The 20575-nt window shown below is 74.3% G+C and carries 14 protein-coding genes and 1 pseudogene; 8 read left to right on the plus strand and 7 right to left on the minus strand.

Going from position 1 to position 20575, the window contains the following annotated elements; genetic code table 11:
* Positions 1-34 precede the first annotated feature (34 nt).
* On the plus strand, positions 35-568 hold the full coding sequence (locus OO62_RS21730) for a hypothetical protein (protein WP_033269181.1): 534 nt from the start codon (positions 35-37) through the stop codon (positions 566-568).
* Positions 569-592: 24 nt separating this feature from the next.
* On the opposite strand, the gene OO62_RS21735 is transcribed toward OO62_RS21730, so the two are convergent.
* The 6 genes and pseudogenes from OO62_RS21735 to OO62_RS21760 all read right to left on the minus strand — a co-directional run.
* Entirely contained in the window at positions 593-1813 is a 1221-nt protein-coding gene (locus OO62_RS21735) for a PP2C family protein-serine/threonine phosphatase (RefSeq protein ID WP_051733499.1), read from the minus strand.
* Between the two features lie 114 nt (positions 1814-1927).
* Complete coding sequence (locus OO62_RS21740; RefSeq protein ID WP_033269182.1) at positions 1928-2746, minus strand: S-methyl-5'-thioadenosine phosphorylase; 819 nt, start codon at positions 2744-2746, stop codon at positions 1928-1930.
* A 14-nt stretch (positions 2747-2760) separates the two neighbouring features.
* Positions 2761-3510 (minus strand): acireductone synthase, encoded by a 750-nt coding sequence (gene mtnC, locus OO62_RS21745; protein ID WP_051733500.1) that lies wholly within the window; start codon positions 3508-3510, stop codon positions 2761-2763.
* Positions 3507-4100 (minus strand): 1,2-dihydroxy-3-keto-5-methylthiopentene dioxygenase, encoded by a 594-nt coding sequence (locus tag OO62_RS21750; RefSeq protein WP_033269183.1) that lies wholly within the window; start codon positions 4098-4100, stop codon positions 3507-3509. The genes mtnC and OO62_RS21750 overlap by 4 nt, the downstream gene beginning before the upstream one ends.
* Positions 4097-5821, minus strand: a complete 1725-nt coding sequence (locus OO62_RS21755) for a bifunctional S-methyl-5-thioribose-1-phosphate isomerase/methylthioribulose 1-phosphate dehydratase (RefSeq protein WP_063739040.1) — start codon at positions 5819-5821, stop codon at positions 4097-4099. Before OO62_RS21755 ends, OO62_RS21750 begins: the two co-directional genes overlap by 4 nt.
* Positions 5818-10047 (minus strand): annotated as a pseudogene (locus OO62_RS21760) (non-ribosomal peptide synthetase); the annotation flags it as partial. The pseudogene OO62_RS21760 and the gene OO62_RS21755, both read right to left, overlap by 4 nt.
* Positions 10048-10439: 392 nt before the next feature.
* Between OO62_RS21760 and OO62_RS21765 the strand changes: the two are divergent.
* The 5 genes from OO62_RS21765 to OO62_RS21785 are packed head-to-tail and all read left to right on the plus strand — an operon-like array spanning position 10440 to position 17321.
* A complete protein-coding gene (locus OO62_RS21765; protein ID WP_164993233.1) occupies positions 10440-13601 on the plus strand; it encodes a non-ribosomal peptide synthetase in 3162 nt (1053 codons plus the stop codon).
* On the plus strand, positions 13598-13822 hold the full coding sequence (locus OO62_RS21770; RefSeq protein ID WP_033269184.1) for an MbtH family protein: 225 nt from the start codon (positions 13598-13600) through the stop codon (positions 13820-13822). Before OO62_RS21765 ends, OO62_RS21770 begins: the two co-directional genes overlap by 4 nt.
* A 4-nt stretch (positions 13823-13826) precedes the next feature.
* Positions 13827-15140 (plus strand): aminotransferase-like domain-containing protein, encoded by a 1314-nt coding sequence (locus OO62_RS21775; RefSeq protein WP_033269185.1) that lies wholly within the window; start codon positions 13827-13829, stop codon positions 15138-15140.
* Between the two features lie 13 nt (positions 15141-15153).
* A complete protein-coding gene (gene hppD, locus OO62_RS21780; protein WP_033269186.1) occupies positions 15154-16227 on the plus strand; it encodes a 4-hydroxyphenylpyruvate dioxygenase in 1074 nt (357 codons plus the stop codon).
* Positions 16224-17321: an alpha-hydroxy acid oxidase gene (locus OO62_RS21785; protein WP_033269187.1), complete on the plus strand. Its 1098-nt coding sequence runs from the start codon at positions 16224-16226 to the stop codon at positions 17319-17321. Before hppD ends, OO62_RS21785 begins: the two co-directional genes overlap by 4 nt.
* Positions 17322-17329: 8 nt before the next feature.
* On the opposite strand, the gene OO62_RS39665 is transcribed toward OO62_RS21785, so the two are convergent.
* Complete coding sequence (locus tag OO62_RS39665) at positions 17330-18226, minus strand: TrmB family transcriptional regulator (RefSeq protein ID WP_051733503.1); 897 nt, start codon at positions 18224-18226, stop codon at positions 17330-17332.
* Between the two features lie 527 nt (positions 18227-18753).
* Here OO62_RS39665 and OO62_RS21800 point away from each other — a divergent pair.
* Together OO62_RS21800 and OO62_RS21805 are read left to right on the plus strand one after the other, a co-directional pair.
* Positions 18754-19401: an LmbU family transcriptional regulator gene (locus OO62_RS21800; RefSeq protein ID WP_272868191.1), complete on the plus strand. Its 648-nt coding sequence runs from the start codon at positions 18754-18756 to the stop codon at positions 19399-19401.
* Between the two features lie 90 nt (positions 19402-19491).
* On the plus strand, positions 19492-20520 hold the full coding sequence (locus OO62_RS21805) for a TauD/TfdA family dioxygenase (RefSeq protein WP_398742514.1): 1029 nt from the start codon (positions 19492-19494) through the stop codon (positions 20518-20520).
* The last annotated feature ends 55 nt before the right edge of the window (positions 20521-20575 follow it).

Raw genomic sequence — 20575 nt, forward strand, 5'->3', positions numbered from 1 at the left:
ACACGGCGGCCCGGACTCGGTATCGTGACGCCGCGTGGGCGACAGCACGTGGTGGACTCTGGCGATCGCGGCGGTGACCGGCGGCACGGCCGTGCTGGCCAGTTGGGTCACCAGTCGTGGCGTCACCCGGGCCGCGCGGATACAGGCCGAGAGCACGGCCCGCGCGCAGCGGGCCGAGCGGCTCCGCGAGAGCCGGCGCACGGCCTACCTGGACCTGATCGAACAGACCCACCGCATGGGCGAGTTGTTCTGGGAGATCTCCGCGGTGCTGCGGCTGCCGCGCTCGCAGGCCCGTACCGCCACGCTCGGTGAGCTGCACGACCGGGAGGTCGCCGAGTACCTCAGGATCCGGCGCTGTGCCCGGGTCGTCGAACTGGAGGGCCCCGCCCCGGCCGCCGTGGCGGCGCTCGCCCTCCAGAAGGCGACCCGCCCGTTCCACGTGGCCGTCACGGCCGAACTCGCCGGTGACACCGACCGCTCGGACGACTTCGACGCCGGCTTCCGCCCGTTCTGGGCGGCGCTGGAGACGTTCGTCGACGCGGCGCGGGAGGCGCACCAGTACGGGTGAACGGTGCGGCGGCCGCGCCCCGCTTCACGGGGACGGCGGCCGGCCGGACCCGTGCGGCGCGATCGCCAGGATGGCCACGTCGTCGTGGAAGACCCGGGTGTGGCGGGGCAGGTCCGTGTTGAGGAAGTCGATGACCTCGTCGGGGCCGGGGGCGGCGCCGTCGCCGAAGCGGTGCCGGAGGCGGTCGAGGAGCGGGTAGAAGGTGCCGTCGTGGTCGCGGGCCTCGATCAGGCCGTCGGTGCACAGCAGGAGGACATCGCCGGGGGCGAAGGGGTGGGTGTAGGCGACGGGCTCCTCGTCGGCGAGGGTGCCGAGGCCCAGCGGGAGGGCCGGCGGGCCGGTGAGGGCGGTGACCCGGCCGCCGGAGATCAGTACCGGTTCGATGTGGCCGTGGTTGACGATCGTCACCCGGCCGGCCGGGGCGTCGTACTCGACCAGGGCGGCGGTGACGAACAGTTCGTTGTCGCGCAGCTCGTCGGCCTCCCGGGCCATCCGCCGCTCCATACGGGCCGCGACGGCCAGCAGGTCACCGTCGTCGTGGGCGGCCTCGCGGAAGCTGCCGAGGAGGGCGGCGACCGTGCGGACGGCCTTCAGCCCCTTGCCGCGGACGTCACCGATGAGCGCGCGCTCGCCGGCCTCGGTGGCGCGGATGTCGTACAGGTCCCCGCCGACCATGGTGCCGACCTCGCCGGAGCGGTAGAGACCGGCCGCGAGGACGCTGCCGACCTCGTGCGGCACCGGGCGCAGCAGGGTGCGCATCAGCGCCTCGGCCACCGAGTGGGCGCGCACCAGGTGCCGCTCCTGGCGCTGCCGGTGGGCGGCCAGCGCGACGCCGAGCAGGCCGACCAGGAAGGTGTCGATGTAGGCGGCCACGTGGTGGGTCTCCCACAGCTGGTGGAGGTTGTGGCCGGTGCAGCACGGCGTGCCGGCCACCACGCCCTCCAGGACGAGCGCGCAGAGCGTGACGGCGGCGACGCCGAGGGGGCCGAGGGTGTAGGCGGCGACCATGGGCAGCGCGATCAGCAGGAAGCTCACCGCCCAGTCCGTGGGGGTCAGGGTCTCCAGCACCATGACGAACACGAGGTAGGCGAGCGGCAGCCAGCGCATCCACGCGGGGCGCCGGGGCACCTCGAAGCCGCTGTTGTCCACGGTCCCCGCGCGCGTCCCGGCCGGGCGGCCCCGGTCCGGCCGGCGCTCGCGAGGGATCCGTTCGAGCGCCGGCTCACCCGGTCCCGATCTGTACACACGGGCTCCTGATACGGCCGTGATCAAGAACCTCAGCCTCGCGTGCCCGGTGGGCCGGGCCCCGCCATTACTCCGTCGGCGGGCGTGGCCCGGGACCCGGCCGGTGCGCGGCGGTCAGGGCAGCGGGAAGGGCAGCTCGATGCCCGCGAGGGTGTCGGGGCAGCCGCAGGTGCGCTCCTTGGGGAGCCGGTCGAGGGTTTCCAGGACCAGGGCGCGCAGCCGCTCGGTGTTCTGGGCGAAGACCTTGAAGACCTCTTCTTGGGAGACGCCCTGGTGTGCGTCGATGCCCGCGTCGAGGTCGGTGACGAGAGCCACCGCGGTGTAGCAGAGGGCGAGTTCGCGGGCGAGCACCGCCTCGGGGTGCCCGGTCATGTTGACCAGCGACCAGCCCGCGGCGGCGTACCACTGCGACTCGGCCCGGGTGGAGAACCGCGGCCCCTGGATGACGACCATGGTGCCGCCGTCCGTCGCCCCGGCGCCGGTCGCGGCGGCCGCCTCCAGCACCGCCTCCCTGCCGTGGGCGCAGTAGGGGTCGGAGAACGAGACGTGCACCGCGCCCTCCTCGTAGAAGGTCTGGAGCCGGCCGCTCGTACGGTCCACCAGCTGGTCGGGGACGACGACGGAGCCGGGGCCCAGCTCGGGGCGGAGCGAGCCGACCGCGCACGGGGCCAGGATCTGGCGGACGCCCAGCGAGCGCAGCGCCCAGAGGTTCGCGCGGTAGTTGATCCGGTGCGGCGGCAGGGCGTGGCCGCTTCCGTGGCGCGGCAGGAAGGCGACCCGGCGGCCGCCGATCTCGCTGAGGGTGATCGCGTCTGACGGTTCGCCGTAGGGGGTGTCGACGGTGTGGCGCTCGGCGTCCGCGAGGAGTTCGTAGAAGCCGCTGCCGCCGATCACGGCGAGCTCGGCGGTGGGGGTGGTTGCGGTGCTGGTCATGTGTCCTGTCCGGGTCAGGGTGCCGCGGGGGCGGGAGCGTGCTCGGGGTCGGGGTCGGGGTCGGTGGGCAGGTGCAGTGCGGTCAGGTCGCCGAGGACGGGGTGGCCGTCGACGGCGGTGCCGCGGGGGTCGTCCGGGCGGCGTACGGCGAGGGTCTGCCAGCCGGCCTCGGCGGCGGCGTCCAGTTCGGCCGCCACGTCGCTGAGGAAGAGCGTGTGGCCGGGTGGCACCGCCAGGGCGCGGCTGATCGTGCGGTAGGAGCCCGGCTCGCGCTTGGGGCCGGCGGTGGTCAGGTCGAAGTAGCCGTCCAGCAGGCCGGTCAGGTCGCCGTGGTTGCTGTGGGCGAACCAGTTGCGCTGGGCGGCCGCCGAACCGGAGGAGTAGATGTGGCGCTCGATGCCGGCGGCCTGCCAGCGGGCCAGCGCCTCCGGTACGTCGTCGTAGACGTGTCCGTGCAGGGAGCCGTCGGCGTAGCCCGCCGCCCAGATCTCGCCCTGCAGCGCCTTGAGCGGGGCCGCCTTGACGTCGGCGTCGGTCCAGGCGTGCAGCGCGGCGACCGCGCCGGCCTCGTCGAGGCCCGGTGTCCCGGTCGCGGTGCGGAGGTCGTCGAGGATGCGCGTCCACCGGGGTTCGCCACGGTGGGCGGCGAACCAGTCGGCGAAGCGCTCGCGCGCGTACGGGAAGAGCACCGTGTGGACGTGGTCGGCGGAGCCGGTGGTGCCCTCGATGTCCAGGACGACGGCGCGTACGGGGGCGCGGCTCACCGGGCCGCCGGCCGGTGCGCGGGGGCCACGAGCTCGTCGAGGGAGGGGAAGGAGCGGGCGAGGGGGTCGGCGGTGAAGTCCCCCACCCAGCCGTCCTCCTCCTCGAAGAAGCGGATGGCCGCGAAGTCGGGGCGGGTGCCCATGTCGAACCAGTGCCGGGTGCCGGCCGGCACCGACAGCAGGTCGCCCGCCTCGCAGACCGTGGCGAAGACCTTGTCGCCGAGGTGGAGGTAGAAGCAGCCGCGGCCGTGGGCGAAGAACCGCACCTCGTTCTCGGCGTGGCGGTGCTCCTCCAGGAAGGTGGTGCGGGCCTTGGCGGCCCGCGCGGCGCTTTCCGGGTCGGCGGACGGGTGCAGCCGGGCCACGTCCACGACACGGAAGCCGTGGCGGTCGCACAGCTCACGGACCTCCGCGCCATAGCGGTCCAGCAGCTCGTCGCTGTCGTCCTCCGGGGCGACCGGGCCGCGCACCGGCCAGTGGTTCAGCTCGACGCCGTGGCCGGCGAGTTCGCCGGCGATGGTGGCGGCGTCGGTGGTGCGCAGCAGCACGGTGCCCGGTGCGTCGTCCGGCATCAGCTGAAGGAGCGTCATGCGGTCTGTCCCTCCCAGGGCGTGGTCTCGACCGCGGTCTCGGGCGAGACCGCGGCGGCCCGGGCCGGCCAGTTGCCGGCGTCGAGCAGCACGAGTTGGCAGATCGCCTCCAGGCACTCCAGCCGGTTGCGCGCCTGCGCCAGGTCGCGGCCCCAGACCGTGACCCCGTGCTCGGCGATGAGCAGCGCGGGCGGAGCGTCCGGCCGGTCCCGCAGGTGGGCCGCCACCTCGGTGGCTATCCTCCCGACATCCGCGTGGTTGGGGAAGACGGGAATTTCGGTGCCGGACGGATCGGCGAGGCCCAGGCCCTTGAGGAGTTCGAAGTCGCGCAGCGGCAGCCCGGTCCGGCCGGTCCCGGCCGCTTCCCGGGCCCAACGGCCGGCCACCGCCGTCGTGTAGGGGGCGTGCACGTGGATGACGGCCCGGGCGTCGGTGGTGCGGTACACCGCGGCGTGGATGGCGGTCTCCGCGGAGGCCCGGGGGCCGTCGGGGTCGACCGGCTGTGCGGTCCCGGCGTCCACGGCGACCATGTCACGGCCGGTCAGCTCGCCCTTGTCCCGCCCGCTGGCGGTGATCAGCGCGGTCGGCCCGGCGGGGTCCGGGCGGACGGATATGTTGCCCGATGTGCCGGGCATCCAGCCGCGCTCGTAGAGGGTGCGGGCCATGGCGGCCACCGCGTCGCCGAGCCGGTTCGCGTCGAGGAGTTCCGCGGGCTCCGCGCGCGGCCGGACGACCCGGCTCTCGGAGACGATCGCGGTGATCAGTTCGGCCGGGGTGACGTCGAAGGCGGGGTTGAAGACGGCGGTTCCGGCCGGGGCCACCGGGGCGCCGGCGCATTCGGTGACCTCCGCCGCCCCGCGCTCCTCGATCTTGATCCCGGCACCGGTCGCCAGGTCGGGGTCCCGGGTGGACTCGGGCGCGATCACCAGGAACGGGACCGCGCTGCGGGCGGCGGCCACCGCGATGCCGTACGTGCCGATCTTGTTCGCCACGTCCCCGTTGGCGGCTATGCGGTCGGCGCCGACCAGGACGCAGTCCACCATGCCGGTGGCGAGCGCGGCGGCGGCGGCCGAGTCGACGCACAGCCGGTGGGGTACGCCCGCCTCGCGCAGTTCCCAGGCGGTGAGGCGGGCACCCTGGAGCAGCGGCCGGGTCTCGTCGACGAGGACCTCGGCCACCCGCCCCCGGGCGGCGAGTTCGAGGATCACGCCGAGGGCGGTGCCGATCGCGGTGGTGGCCAGCCGCCCGGTGTTGCAGTGGGTGAGCAGCCGCAGCGGCCGGTCGGGCAGCAGGCCGACGAGCAGGTCCGCCGCGCGCCGCACCATCGCCCCGTTCACCTCCGCGTCCTCGCGCAGCATGGCCAGCCCCTCGTCGAGGACGGCCCGGTGGCCCTCGTCGAGGCGGGTGAGCACCCGGCGGACGGCCCACTCCAGGTTGACCGCGGTCGGGCGGGCCGCCACCAGGCGGCGGGCGTCCTCGCGCACCGCCGCCCGGTCGACGCCGCCGCCGGGCAGTTGGTGGCGCAGCGCGGACAGGGCCACGCCGAGGGCGCCCGCCAGGCCGATGGCGGGTGCGCCGCGGACGGCGAGGGTGGAGACGGCCTCGATGACCTCGTCCACCGTGCGCAGCCGGAGCTGCCGGGTGGCGTGCGGCAGGACGCGCTGATCGATGGTGACGATCGCGCCGTCCTCCCAGGAGAGCGAGGGCTGTTGGGCGTTCACGGGGACTCCAGGGGTTCGGTGGCCTTCAGCGCGGCCTCGATGACCGGTCCGGCCTCCGCCAAGGCGTCCGCCGTGACGATGCCGGTGTGGTCGCAGGCGACGGCGTAGCTGTCCACCCGGCCACCGAGGAGCGGATGCCAGACCTCGGATGCGGGGCCCGCGGGGTGTTTCGGGGCCGCCGCGTCGAGGAAGAGCACCTGCCCGGGGTATCTGCCCGGCCGGTGCTCCGCCAACGCGCGCACATTGTGCTGCGCGATCCGGAGCAGGGTGCCGACGGCCCGGTCGTCGAGGGAACCGAGGGCGCTGCCGGCCGCGCGCAGGGCGGCCGCGAGTGCCGCAGCTCCGGGGAGGCCGCCCTCGTACGGCGGTTCCGGCGCGGTGATGCCGTCCAGGGCGAGCGGGACCAGGGCGCCCGCGTCGAGCGAGGTGCCCCAGCCGAGCACGTCGCCGGGGAAGGCGTCGAGCAGCACCAGCAGGGCCGGCGCCGCACCCCGCACCGCCAGGTCGACCGCCATCTGCTGGGCGACCGTGCCGCCGAAGGACCAACCGGCCAGGATGTACGGGCCGTTCGGACAGATCTCACGCAGTCGCTCCAGATAGCCGGCGGCGAGCTCGCGGACCGTACGGGGGCCGGGCGCCCGGTCCGCGGTGAGCCGGGGGTCCTGCAGCGCGTGGACCGGGTGGCCGGCCGGTATGTGCCGCAGCAGTGCCGCGTAACACCAGCTCAGGCCGTTTGCCGCGGGGATCAGGAAGACCGGGGTGCGCTCGCCCTCGGCGCGGAAGGTGAGGACCTCGCCGAGGCCCTCCCCGTCGGTGCCCTTGTCCAGCAGGGCGCTCAGTCCGGCGACGGTCGGCGCCCGGAAGACGTCCGGTACGCCGATGTCCACGCCGAGCGCGGAGCGGATCCGGTGTGCCAGGCGGGTGGCCAGCAGGGAGTGCCCGCCGAGTTCGAAGAAGCCGTCGTCGATGCCGACCTGGGGGATGCCGAGGACCTCGGCGAACAGCCGGCACAGGACGGATTCGCGGGGCCCGCGCGGGGCCCGGCCGCCGTCGGCCGCCGCGAACCGGGGAGCGGGCAGCGCCCGTCGGTCGAGCTTCCCGTTGGCGGTCAGCGGGAGGGCGTCGAGCGTCATCAGCGCCGCGGGCACCATGTAGTCGGGCAGCCGGTCGGCGAGCCGGGCGCGGAGTGCGGTGATGTCCACCGGGGGCCCGGCCGGTTCCGGCACCACGTAGCCGACCAGCAGTTTGTCGCCGGTCCGGTCCTCGTGGACGGCGACCGTGGCCTGGCCGACGCCGGGCAGTGCGCTCAACGCGGCCTCGACCTCGGCGGGTTCGACGCGGAAGCCGCGGATCTTGACCTGGTCGTCGGCCCGTCCGAGGAAGACGAGCCGGCCGTGGGCATCCCAGCGGACCAGGTCCCCGGTGCGGTACATCCGCTCGCCGGGGCCGCCGAACGGGCAGGCCACGAAGCGCTCGGCGGTCAGCGCGGCCCGCCCGGTGTAGCCGCGAGCCAGCCCGGCGCCGGCCAGGTACAGCTCGCCGGGCACCCCGGCGGGCACCGGCCGCAGCGCCTCGTCCAGCACGTAGGCGCGGGTGTTGTCCATCGGGTGGCCCAACGTGACGCGCCCGCCGGCCCGTTCGCCGGGCTGCCAGGACGTCTGGGTGACGCACAGGGTGGTCTCGGTGGGCCCGTACAGCGCCCGTACGACGGTGTCCGGGCAGGCCGCCCGCACCCGGTCGACGGCCTGGCCGGAGACCGCGTCGCCGCCGGTCAGCACCTCGCGCACGGAGGCGAAGCAGCCGGCGTGGTCCTCCGCCACGGTACGGAACAGGCCGGCGGTCAGATGGACATGGGTGATCCGGTGCCGGTCGATCAGCCCGGCGAGGGCGTCCCCGTCGGTGGCGCCCGGCGGTGCGACCACCACGCAGCCGCCGGACAGCAGCGTCACCCAGATCTCGTAGGTGGCGGCGTCGAAGGCGTGCGGGGCGTGGAAGAGCACCCGGTCGCCCGGGCCGAGGCCCCAGCAGGCGTCGCGGGCCAGGTCCAGTACGCCCTGGTGCGTGGTGCCGATGCCCTTCGGCTCGCCGGTCGACCCCGAGGTGTACATGACGTAGGCGAGCTGGTCGGGGTGGACGTCCGGCAGCCCGGCCGGATGCGTGGCGTCGTCCGCGGCCGGTGCGCCGACGGTCAGGACGGTGTGCCGCCCGGCGGTGGCCGGATGGCCGCGGAACGCCTCGTCCACCAGCAGCACCGGACTGCCGGCCTCCTCGACGGCCGCCCGCATCCGCGTCACGGGGTGGGCGGCGTGCAGCGGCAGGTAGGCGGCGCCGGCCTTCAGGACGGCGAGCTGCGCCACCACCAGGTCCGCGGACCGCTCCATGAGGAGCGGGACCGGTGCGTCGGCGGACACCCCGGCCGCGACCAGCCGGCGCGCCAACCGCTCGGCCCGTGCCGCGAGTTCGGAGTAGGTGAGGGTGGTGCCGGCGTCGATCACGGCGGTGGCGTCGGGAGCGGTGGCCGCCCGGGCGTCGAAGGCGGTGACGAGCGAGCCCGGCGCGGACGGCCGGACGGCGCCCTGCCACTGCCGGGTCACCTGCGTCAGCTCCGCGTCGGCGAGCAGGTCCAGCTCACCGACCGGCCGGTCCGGGTCGGCAGCGGCCCGGTCCAGCAGCCGGAGCAGCCGCTCGCCGAGCGTCCGTGCGGTGGACTCGTCGAACAGGGCGCTGCTGTACGTCAGGGAGAGCTCCAGCAGGTCCTCGTCGGGACGCTCGTCGAACGCGAACTCCAGGTCGAACTTGGCGCCCTGGGCCCGTGCCCGGTCCGTGACGCACGTCGTCCCGGCGAGGTCCAGGCCGAGGTCGCCGCCGTACGCCCAGGAGAGCATCACCTGGAAGAGGGGGTGGCGGGCGAGCGAGCGGGGCGGCTGGAGCTCCTCGACGAGCCGGTCGAAGGGCAGGTCCTGGTGGCGGAAGGCCGCCAGGTCGGCCTCCCGGACCCGGGCGAGCAGCTCGCCGAAGGCGGGGTTGCCGGAGGTGTCGGTGCGCAGCACGAGCGTGTTGACGAAGAAGCCGGCCACCTCGTCGAGGAGTTCGTCGCCGCGCCCGGACACGACCGTGCCCAGCGGGATGTCGGTGCCCGCGCCCATCCGGGTCAGCAGTGTCGCCAACGCCGCCTGCACCACCATGAGTTCGGTTGCGTGGCCGGCGCGGGCCAGCCGCTTCACCCCTGCCCGGGTGGGTTCGCCGACGGGCAGCCGCAGGGTGCCGTACGCGGAGCCGGCCCGGGCCGGACGGGGGCGGTCGGCGGGCAGCGGCAGCTCCTCGGGCAGCTCGCGCAGCGCGGTGCGCCAGTGGGCTAGCGCGCGGGCGGCCGCGCTGCCGGGTACGGACTCCTCGTCGAGCCAGGCCCGCTGCCACAGCGCGAAGTCCGCGTACTGGACCGGCAGCGGCTGCCACTGCGGGTCCCGGCCGCGGCGCCGCGCGGCGTAGGCGACGGACAGGTCCCGGCCGAGGCGGCTCACCGACCAGCCGTCGCAGGCGATGTGGTGGGCTACCAGGACCAGCACGGAGCGGTCCGGTGCGGTGGTGAACAGCTCGGCGTACAGCGGGAGTTCGGCGGTCAGGTCGAAGACGTGCGCCTCGGCGGCGGCGACCGCCGCGGGCAGCTCGGCCGGGGTGCAGGCGGTCACCGGCAGGTCCGTGCGGGCCTGGTCCGGGGGCAGGACGCGCGAGGCCGGCTCGCCGTCGCGCTCACCGAACAGCGTCCGCAACGCCTCGTGCCGGGCGACGACATCGCCGAGCGCGGCGGCCAGCGCCTCCTCGTCCACCATGCCCTCGATCCGGGTGACCACCGGCACGTTGTAGGTCGCGCTCGGCCCCTCCAGTCGGTCCAGGAACCACAGACCGCGCTGGCCGGAGGAGAGCGGTACCGACGGCGGGCGCGGTGCGACGCGCACCACGGGGCGCCGCGCGGGCTCCTCGCCGTCCAGGTGCCGGGCCAGGGCCGCCGCCGTCTGGCTGCGGAACAGCGCCCGGACGCCGATCTTGACGCCCAGGACCGCCCGGATCCGGTTGACCATCCGGACGGCCAGCATCGACGTCCCGCCCAGGGCGAAGAAGTTGTCGTCGGCGCCGACGTCGGGGACGTCGAGGACCTCGGCGAAGAGACCGCGCAGGATCTCCTCCTGCGGACCGCGGGGCGCGGCGCCGGTACCGTCCAGTGTCATGGGAAGACCTCATCCGATGGGGTTCCGGTGGGGAGCGCGAGCGGGTCCGGTGGGAGTCCCGATCGGTCCGCGCCGCGGCCGGGGCGTTCCTCGCGTACTCGTCCCGTCGATGCACTCCCGATGCCCCCGAATGCGCTCTCCAGAAATACGAAGCGATACGAAGGGATGCGTGCGGATTTCGCGGAATGGCGCTTTCGGCGCCCATTGAACCCGCCCCGTCAAAGCCGCACAAGCACGGGAGGGTGTCCCGCCGGCGGGACGGCGGATGTTCCTTGACACTCATTCGGCCACCCGCCTACGTTGCCGTTCGCCGCCACCCGAGGGTGGCGAAAGACCGCAGCGAAAGCCGAATGCAGAACAGGGCAATCCATCGCGCGGAAAGGGGATTCGGCTTGCCGGAAGCGCCGGGCACCATCACCTCGGTATTTGCCGCGCGAGTGGGCGAGAACAAGGATTCCACCGCGGTCGGTCAAGGCGGTACCGCTCTCTCCTACCGGGAACTCGACGAAAAGAGCGATGTTCTCGCGCGGGCACTGACCGGTCTCGGGGCGGCGCCCGAGGACCGCGTCGGCATCCTGATGGAGCGCGGCGTGGACGTCGTCGTCGCGCTGTTGGGGACGCTGAAGGCCGGCTGTGCGTACGCGCCGTTGGACATCCGCTCACCCGCGGCCCGGCTGCGCACCGTCATCGAGGAGTGCGGCACCCGGCTCGTCCTCGTCGACAGCCCGGAGCGCGCCGCCGCGCTCCGCGACAGCTGCGGCGGCGGCCCCGGCGGAGTGGACGTCCGGGTGGTCGGTGAGCTGGCGGCCCGCGCCCTGCCGCCGGCCGCCGGGCCCCCGCCGGTGCACCCGCAGCAACTCGCCTACGTCATCCACACCTCCGGCTCGACCGGCCACCCCAAGGGCGTGGCGATCAGCCACCAGGACGTGGTGGCCTTCGCGGCGGACGCGTGCTGGGCCGGCATCGACCGGCGGGTGCTGCTCCAGTCGCCGCTGGAGTTCGACGCCTCGGTGTACCAGATCCTGGTCCCGCTGCTGCGCGGCGGGACCGTGGTCGTGGCGCCGCCGGGCCGGCTGGACGCGGCGCAGCTCGTACGGACCCTCGCCGAGGAGCGGATCACCTCCACCTTCCTCACCCCCTCGATGTTCAACGTGATGACGGAGGAGTCCCCGGACGCCTTCGCGCACGGCTGCCAGGTGTGGATGGGCGGCGAGGTCGCCTCCCCCGGCGCGGTCGCCCGGACGCTCGCGGCCTCCGGCCCGGGCTCCGTCGTCAACGTCTACGGCCCGACCGAGGTGACCGTCTTCGCCACCCGGCACCTCGTCACGGAGGTCGGTGACGGCCCCGTCCCCATCGGCTCCGCGCTGGCCGGGGTGCGCACCCGTGTCCTGGACGAGGAGTTGCGCCCGGTCGGTGCGGGCGAGGTGGGCGAGCTGTACCTCGCCGGGCGGGGGGTGGCCCGGGGCTACTGGGGACGGCCGGCACTGACCGCGGGCCGCTTCGTCGCGGACCCGTTCGCGGGCGACGGCAGCCGGATGTACCGCACCGGTGACCTGGTGCGCCGGCGCGGGGACGGGCTGCTGGAGTACTTCGGCCGGCAGGACAACCAGGTCAAGCTGCGCGGGTTCCGGATCGAACTCGGTGAGATCGAGCACCAGTTGACCCGCCGCGACGAGGTGGCCCGGGCCGCGGTCGTCACGCTCCCCGACCACCACGGCGGCCACCACCTCGTGGCGTACGTCGTGCCCGCCACGCCCGGCGCCGGGGGCGACTGGCCGGCCCGGCTCCTCGACGCCCTGCGGGCGCACCTGCCGGGGCACATGGTGCCCGCCGCCTGTGTGGTGGTCGAGCGGCTGCCGCTGACCAACAACGGGAAGCTCGATGTGCGGGCGCTGCCCGCACCGGTCTTCGAGGGCGCCGGACGGGCGCCGCGCAACCGGGCCGAGCGGCTGCTGTGCGAGGTGTTCGCGGACGTCCTGGGGGTGCCCGGGGTCGGCATCGACGACAGCTTCTTCGCCCTGGGCGGGCACTCGCTGACCGCGACCCGGGCGGCGGCGGCCGTCGCGGCGGCGCTCGGCGTGCGGCCGGGTCTGGAGGACCTGTTCGCGGCGCCGACGCCCGCCGGGCTCGCCGCGCGGCTGGCGGACCGGCCGGACACCGGTGCCCGGCTCGTCGGGCCGGCCGCCGCGCCCGCGGACGGGCCGGTCGCGCTCTCACACGCCCAGCGGCGGCTGTGGCTGCTCTACCAGCTGATGGCGGACGCCGACCCCGGCTATCACATCCCGCTGGTCTTCCGGCTGTCCGTGCCGGTGGACACCGCGGCGTTCGACGCCGCCCTGGCCGATGTGACGGCCCGTCACGAATCCCTGCGCACGGTCTTCCCGGCCGACGGCGAGACCGCCCACCAGCGGATCCTCGACCCCGCCGACGCCGAGGTCCGGCTCACCGTCACCGACTGCCGGCCCGCCGCACTCGACGCACTGCTGACGGCCGCGGTCCGGGCGCCCTTCGACCTGGAGACCGAGCCGCCGCTGCGGGTGACGCTGTTCCGCACCGGCGAGGAACAGGTCCTGCTGGTGGTGCTGCACCACATCGCCGCCGACGGCTGGTCCTTCACCCCGCTGTTCCGCGACCTGTCCCGGGCGTACGCGGCCAGGAGGGCGGGCGCGGTACCCGGCTTCCGGCCGCTGCCCGTCCGGTACCGGGACCACGCCGCCTGGCAGCGCGCGGCTCTGGGCGACCGCGACGACCCCGGCAGCCTCCTGGCCCGGCAGCTCGCGCACTGGCGTACGGCGCTGGCCGGCATCCCGCTGTGCACGCCGCTGCCCGGTGACCGCCCCCGCCCCGAGTGCGCCGGCGGCGCGGGCGCGGTGGTCGAGTTCACGGTGCCCGCGGAGCTGCGCCGGGAGCTGGACGAACTGGGCCGGGCCGCCGGCTGCACCCTGTTCGTCGTGCTCCAGGCCGCGCTGGCGGGTCTGCTGACCCGGCTCGGCGGCGGCGAGGACATCGTCGTCGGCACGCCGACGGCGGGGCGCTCCGACCCGGCGCTGGACGACCTGGTCGGCTTCTTCGTCAACACCGTCGTGCTGCGCACCGACACCTCCGGCAACCCCACCTTCGGTGAGCTGCTGCGCCGGGTGCGCGAGGCGTGGATCCCCGCGTACGCGCACCAGGACGTCCCCTTCGACCTGCTGGTGGAGGCCGTCAACCCGCCGCGCAGCCTGGCCCACCACCCGGTGTTCCAGATCGCGTTCGGCCTGCTCAACACCGAGGACTCGGCGCTCGAACTGGACGGCACCACCCACCACTGGCGGCTGGCGGGGACCGGCTCGGCGCGCTTCGACCTCGCGTTCGACGCGGTCAGCCGCACCGGCGCCGACGGCGCGCCCGGTGAGCTGGACATCAGCCTGGAATACGCCACCGAGCTGTTCGACCGGGCGACTGTGGAACGGCTGGCGGACCGGTACGTCCGGCTGCTGCGCGCCGCGGCCGCCGCACCGGACCGGCCCCTGCACACCTATGCCCTCGACCCCCGGGAGAGTCCCGCGCCATGAACCCCTTCGACGACGAGAACGGCACCTTCAAGGTCCTGGTGAACTCCGAGGGCCAGTACTCGCTGTGGCCGTCCTTCGCACCGGTCCCGCCGGGCTGGGAGGTACGGCTGGACGACCGCGCCCGTGCGGAGTGCACCGCGCACGTCGAGGAGCACTGGACCGATCTGCGGCCGGCCTCCCTCGTCGCGGCGACGGCCGCGGCGCCGGACTCCCGGAGCTGACCCGGTGGACCTGGAACTCCCGGATCTGCACGGGTCGCTGGGCTCGCCGGTCATCGAGTCGATGAACTTCCTCAACGAGGTGGCCCAGCAGTACCCGGACGCCCTGTCGTTCGCGGCCGGGCGGCCGTACGAGGGCTTCTTCGACCTCGGGGCGGTGCACCGCTATCTGGACCGGTTCGTCGAGCACGTACGCGCCGGGGCCGGCGGCGACGAGGCGCGGGTGCGCCGCACGCTGCTCCAGTACGGCCGCACCAAGGGGATCATCCACGACCTGGTGGCGAAGAACCTCCGGATCGACGAGGGCATCGAGGCCGACCCGGAGTCGATCGTGGTGACGGTCGGCTGCCAGGAGGCGCTCTTCCTGACCCTGCGCGCGCTGCGCCGGACCGAGCGGGACGCCGTACTGGCCGTCATCCCCTGCTACGTCGGCCTGTCGGGGGCGGCCGAACTCGCCGACCTGCCGGTGCTGCCGGTCGCGAACTCGGCGGACGGCATCGACCTGGACGACCTGGTGCGGACCGTGGAGCGGGCGAAGGCGGACGGTCTGCGGCCGCGGGCCCTGTACGTGGTCCCGGACTTCGCCAACCCGTCGGGCATCAGCATGCCCCGGCACACCCGCGAACGGCTGCTGGCAGTGGCCGAGGAGCACGGCTTCCTGCTGCTGGAGGACAACCCCTACGGGCTGTTCCACGGGACGGCCGGCCGGCCCCCGGCGCTGAAGGCACTGGACTCCTCGCGGCAGGTCGTCTACCTGGGGTCGTACGCCAAGACGGGCCTCCCCGGGGCGCGCATCGGCTTCGTGGTGGCGGACCAGCCGGTGACGGTGGCGGGTGCGGGCCCGGAGCCCGGCGGGCGGCAGTCGCTCGCCGACCAGCTCGCCAAGATCAAGAGCATGCTGACGGTGAACACCCCGCCGCTCGCCCAGGCCGTCCTCGGCGGCAAGCTGCTCACCCACGACTGTGACCTGCGGGCCGCCAACACCCGCGAGACACGGGTCTACCGGGACAACCTCCGGCACGTGCTGGACGGGCTGGCCGAGCACTTCCCGCCCGGCAGCTCACCCGAGGTCACCTGGAACGCGCCCACCGGCGGCTTCTTCGTCGTCCTGACGCTGCCGTTCGCCGCCGACGACGCGCTGCTCGCCCTGTCGGCCCGCAAGCACAAGGTGCTCTGGACCCCGCTCCACCACTTCTACGGCGACGGTGCGGCCCGCCGGCAGATCCGGCTGTCCTTCAGCCAGCTGACCCCGGACGAGATCCACGAGGGCCTGCACCGGCTGGCCGCCTTCATCGGTGAGCTGAGCGCCCACCAGCCTTAAGGAGACGTACCGGATGACCCACGCAGCCGACGGCCCCCTCCAGGGGCTCGCCATCGACCACATCGGCTTCGCGGTCCGCGACCTCGCCGAGGCCGCCGAGCCGTTCACCGCACGCTACGGATTCGGCGTCCTGGCCGGGCCGGACGCCGTCGGCACGCCCGGCGGCGGCGCCCGCTCGCTGGCCGTGGGCGCCGACCGCATCCGGCTCGTGCTGACCGCCGCCGAGGACGCCGACCACCCCGCGGCCCGCTACGTCGAGCGGCACGGCGACGGGATCTGCGACATCGCGCTGAGCACGGCGGACGCCGCCGGCGCGTTCGCCGAGGCGGTGCGGCGGGGAGCCGAGCCGCTGGCCGGGCCGGCCGAGCGGCGCGGCGTCCTGACCGCCTCGGTCACCGGGTTCGGCGATGTGGCGCACACCTTCGTGCAGCGCACCGCCGCGGCCGGTCCGGCGCCGGCGGCCGGCCGCCCGGCCCCCCTGGAGACGGGGCTGCACGCGGTCGACCACATCGCGGTGTGCCTGGAGCCGGGGCGGCTGGGGCCCACCGTCGAGTACTACGAGCGCGCCCTGGGCTTCGCCGCGGTGTTCACCGAACGCATCATCGTCGGCTCCCAGGCGATGGACTCGATCGTGGTGCAGAACGACGCCGGCACGGTCACCCTCACCCTGATCGAACCGGACACCACCCGGTCCCCCGGCCAGATCGACCGGTTCCTCACGGCGCACGGCGGGGCGGGGGTGCAGCACGTCGCCTTCACCTCGGACGACATCGTCGGTTCCGTGGGGCGGCTGGCGTCCCGCGGCACCGGCTTCCTGGACACCCCGAGCACCTACTACGACCTGATACCCGGCCGGCTGACGCTCTCCCGGCACTCCGTCGACGAGCTGCGGGACCTGAACATCCTGGTCGACGAGGACCAGGACGGCCAGCTGCTGCAGATCTTCACCCGCTCCGAACACCCCCGCGGCACGCTGTTCTTCGAGGTCATCGAGCGGCTCGGGGCGCGTACGTTCGGCAGCGGCAACATCAAGGCGCTGTACGAGGCCGTCGAGCTGCAGGAGAACAGGTCGGGTGCCACGCGGTGAGCGCACCGGCCGCGGCGGAGCCGCTGTGCCTCGCCGACGTCGAGCGCGCGGCGGCCGCCGTACTCCCGGCAGCCGTACGGGACTTCGTGGCCGGCGGCAGCGGTGACGAGTCCGCCCAGGCCGCCAACCGCACCGCCCTGGACCGGGTCCGGCTGGTGCCGCGGGTGCTGAACGGGGTGGCGGAGCCGGACTGTGCGGTGGACCTGGTGGGCACGGCCGCGGCGCTGCCGGTCGCCGTCGCGCCGATGGCCTACCACCGGCTGCTGCACCCCGACGGTGAGCTCGCCACCGCCCGGGCGGCCCGTGCGGCGGGCGTGCCCTTCGTCGTGAGCACGCTCAGCAGCTGCCCGGTGGAGGAGATCGCGGCCGAGGGCGCGGAGCTGTGGTTCCAGCTGTACTGGCTGCGGGACCGCGGCCGGGTGCTCGACCTGGTGCGGCGGGCCGAGGAGGCCGGCTGCCGGGCGCTCGTGGTGACCGTGGACGTCCCGGTGATGGGCCGGCGGCTGCGCGACATCCGCAATGCGTTCGGCCTGCCCGAGTCGGTCACCGCGGCTCATCTCACCGGCGGAGCGCCCTCGTTGGCGCACGAGCGGCAGGCCGGGCGCTCGGCGGTCGCCGCGCACACCGGGTCGGCCTTCGAACCGGCCCTCGGCTGGGCGGACGTGGCCTGGCTGCGGGAGCGCACCCGGCTCCCGCTGGTGCTGAAGGGCGTGCTCGATCCCCGGGACGCCGTACGGGCGGCCGGGGCGGGCGTGGACGCGTTGGTGGTGTCCAACCACGGCGGGCGCCAACTGGCGGGTGCGGTACCGAGCGTGACGGCACTGGCACCGGTGGTGGACGCGGTGGCCGGCCGCTGCCGGGTGCTGCTGGACAGCGGGATCCGCAGCGGCACCGACGTGCTGCGGGCGCTGGCGCTGGGGGCCGACGGGGTGCTGCTGGGCCGCCCGCTGCTGTGGGGGCTGGCGCTGGACGGTGCGGCCGGGGCCGAGCTGGTGCTGCGCCTGCTGCACACCGAATTCCGGGAGGCGCTGCTGCTGTCGGGCTGCCGGGACGCGGAGGACGCCCGCGAGCTGGGCACCGTGACCCTGGGCTGAGCGAGGGGCTAGGGGCTGTCGTTTGGATCAGGCCGGATCAGGGAGCGGGGTCTGGTGCCGTGCATCGCAAGGCGGAGGAGGGAGTCAGGGCGGAGCCCTGGCGCCACGCTGCGGCGGCTCATCCCCATCCGGCGGGCGATGGAGTCGTCGGTCTCCCCGGACACCACGGCCTGCAGTATCGCCCGCTGGACGTCGGAGGTGATCAGCGGGGACCGGGCCGGCAGGCCGCCCGTCTCGACCGGCACCGAACGGGCCCAGGCGTTGTCGAAGAGCGCGGCGAGGAAGCGCAGCAGCGCGGGGTGCCGGATCTGGAGCGCGCTGTCGCTGCGCTCCTCGGAGGTGGGGATGAACGCCACCTCCCGGTCGCAGATGATCATCCGCTCGAACACCTCGACCAGGGTGTGCACCTCGGCGCCGGCCGCGGTGACCTGCTCGATGTAGGCGAGCGTCGGGGCGTGGGAGCGGACGGTGTGCTGGTAGAGCGTGCGTTGCCGGACGCCGCGCGCGAGCATCCGCACATCGCGCTCCAGCGCCTCGCCCAGCAGGTGCGCGGGCCGCCCGCCGCCCGGCTGGGTGGTCAGGAGTTCCTCGCGGCAGCCGTCCACGGCGGCCTCCAGGGCGTTGCTGATGACCTGGGCGCCGGCGAGGACGGTGAGTGTCGGCTGCTCGTGCTTCCTGGCGTCGTCGTAGGTTCTGGTGAAGACGGACAGCATGGCTTGAACGGAGCGGTAGGTCCGCTGCTGGTCGGCGATCGCCTCTTCGATCGGGCGCAGCACCGCGATCGCCGCCGCCTCGGGCGGCACGGCGGTGGTGGCGCCCGGCGCCCCAGGGTCCTCGGCGACGAGTCCGAGCGCGCGCAGGCACGGTGGCGCGGCCTCCTGGCAGGCTGTCCCCTCGCGCAGCACGCTCCGGTAGAAGCTCAGCGCATCGCCACAAACACGGCCCGGGAGTAATTCACCCCCATTGCACCGGCATCGACCCAGTTCTTCATCGTTCACAAGTGTGCAGGTTACATTCGTGCACCCCTTGTGCAGACCATCGATCCGGCCAGGCCGAAGAGGATTGGCGGAAGCGCCAGCCACATCCTTGGCCGCACAATGGGGGACCACAAATGCGTCGCATCATGGGCGTTCTTACCGTCACCGCTGCCCTGGCTACCGCCGTCGGATTCGGAATTGATCAGTCCGCTCCGGCCGCCAAGAGCGCCGGCCCCCTCAACTCCGCGGCTTCCGGCGCCCTTTACGCCGATTCGGCCTGGGGCCGGACCATGACGCCGCACACCGGGCCGTTCTGAGGCCCCGTTCGAGCATTTCTTGGACTTGCGTTCACCGCAGTCGTGTGCTGGGCCCCACGGACCGACCGTCCGGTGACCCACCGCGGATGCGCCGGTGCCGGTCGGCCCGGTCGGAAGCAACTGCACCGAGGAGAAGCTTTGAGCACATCGTCCGCAGCCCTGGGCACCCCACCGCGCTCCGGGCCGGCCGGGGAACACCGCACGGCACCGCACCGGCAGAGCGCCCGCAACGGCGTCCTGGTGACCCGCGTCGGCCTCCAGATACCGTCCGCGCTCAGCTACGAGACCTGGGAGAGCGCGGGCCGCCGGATCTCGGCCGTCGCCAACTCGTCCGCCTGGTGCCTGGGCGACTGGCTGGTCTACGGCCAGTGGCGCTACACCGACCGCTACCGCAGGGCCGTCGACGCGGTCGGCCTCGACTACCAGACGCTGCGCAACTACGCGTGGGTGGCGCGGAGGTTCGAGGTGTCCCGCCGGCGGGACACCCTCAGCTTCAACCACCATGCGGAGGTGGCGTCCCTGCTGCCCCATGAGCAAGACTACTGGCTCGACAGGGCCCAGGAACTCGGCTGGTCACGCAATCAGTTGCGGGCGAACGTACGGGGCGCCAGGGAGGAAGAACCGGACGCCGCCCGTAAGACGGCCTCCGTCGGAATACAGCTCACGCCGGAGCGCATCGCCCGCTACCGCGCCGCCGCCGAGCGGAGCGACAGCAGCCTCGAATCCTGGATGGTCGATCGCCTGGACCTCGCGGCCAACACGGCGCTCGGCGGTCACGGGGGCTGACCTCCGGCCGGCCGTACCGCCCTTCCCGTCCCCGTCGCGTGATCGTCCTCGCTGAGTGGTCCGTCCTCACTGAGTGAAAGGTGCTGATCGATCGTGAACCGTGCCGACGCGCCGGATGTCCCGTCGCTCACCTGGGAGGTCCTCCCCGGCAGACCCGCCCGGACCCGCGTCCCGGAGTTCCCCGACGCGGCCGCCGCCCGCGGCTGGCTGGCCGCGGCCCGCCCCGCCCTCACCCGGGCCCTGCACACCCACGGCGCGGTCCTGCTGCGCGGACTCCCGCTGGCGAAGACCGGCGATGTCGCCGAGGTGCGCGACGTGCTCATCCCCGAGCCCACCCCGTATCGCGAGAAGGCCACCCCGCGCAGCGACTTCGGCCACGGTGTGTACTCCTCCACGGACCTGCCGGCCGCCCAGCGGATCCATCTGCACAACGAGAACAGCTACACCCTGACCTTTCCCGGCCTGCTGCTCTTCGCCTGCCTGGTCGCGCCCGAGGAGGGCGGCGCCACGCCGGTCGCCGACTGCCGCAAGGTGCTCGGGGCGCTGCCGCCGCACCTGGTGGCGAAGATGCGCGCCACCGGCTGGCTGCTGCGCCGCAGCTACTCCGACCTGGTCTCCACCGACTGGCGGAGCGCCTTCGGCTCCGACGACCCCGACGAGGTGGCGCGCTACTGCGCGGACAACCTGATCGCGCACGACTGGCAGGAGGACGGGCAGCTGCGGACCGGTCAGGTGCGGCCCGGCATCCTCAGCCATCCGGCGACCGGGGAGGAGGTCTGGTTCAACCACCTCGTCTTCTGGAACGAGTGGTCGCTGGACGAGGAGCTCCGGGAGACCCTGGTCGACGAGTTCGGGCCGGACGGCCTGCCCTTCAACACCGCCTTCGGCGACGGCACCGCGCTGACCAGGGAGGACCTGGCGGCCATCCAGGCCGCCTACGACGCGGCGACGGTCCGCGAGCCCTGGCGGCCCGGCGATCTGCTGCTCGTCGACAACATCCTGACCGCGCACGGCCGGGACCCCTTCCGCGGGGACCGCACCATCGCGGTGGCCATGGGAGCGCCCGTCGAACTGTCCGACTGCCGTCCCACCGTCGCGCCCGCCGCCGCCCTCGCCTGACGGCACCCGGCCGACCGCCGCATCCCCCTCACCTCCGCCGGCACAAGGAGCTTGT

This window comes from Streptomyces lydicus (assembly GCF_000717345.1).
Classification (GTDB): Bacteria; Actinomycetota; Actinomycetes; order Streptomycetales; family Streptomycetaceae; genus Streptomyces; species Streptomyces lydicus.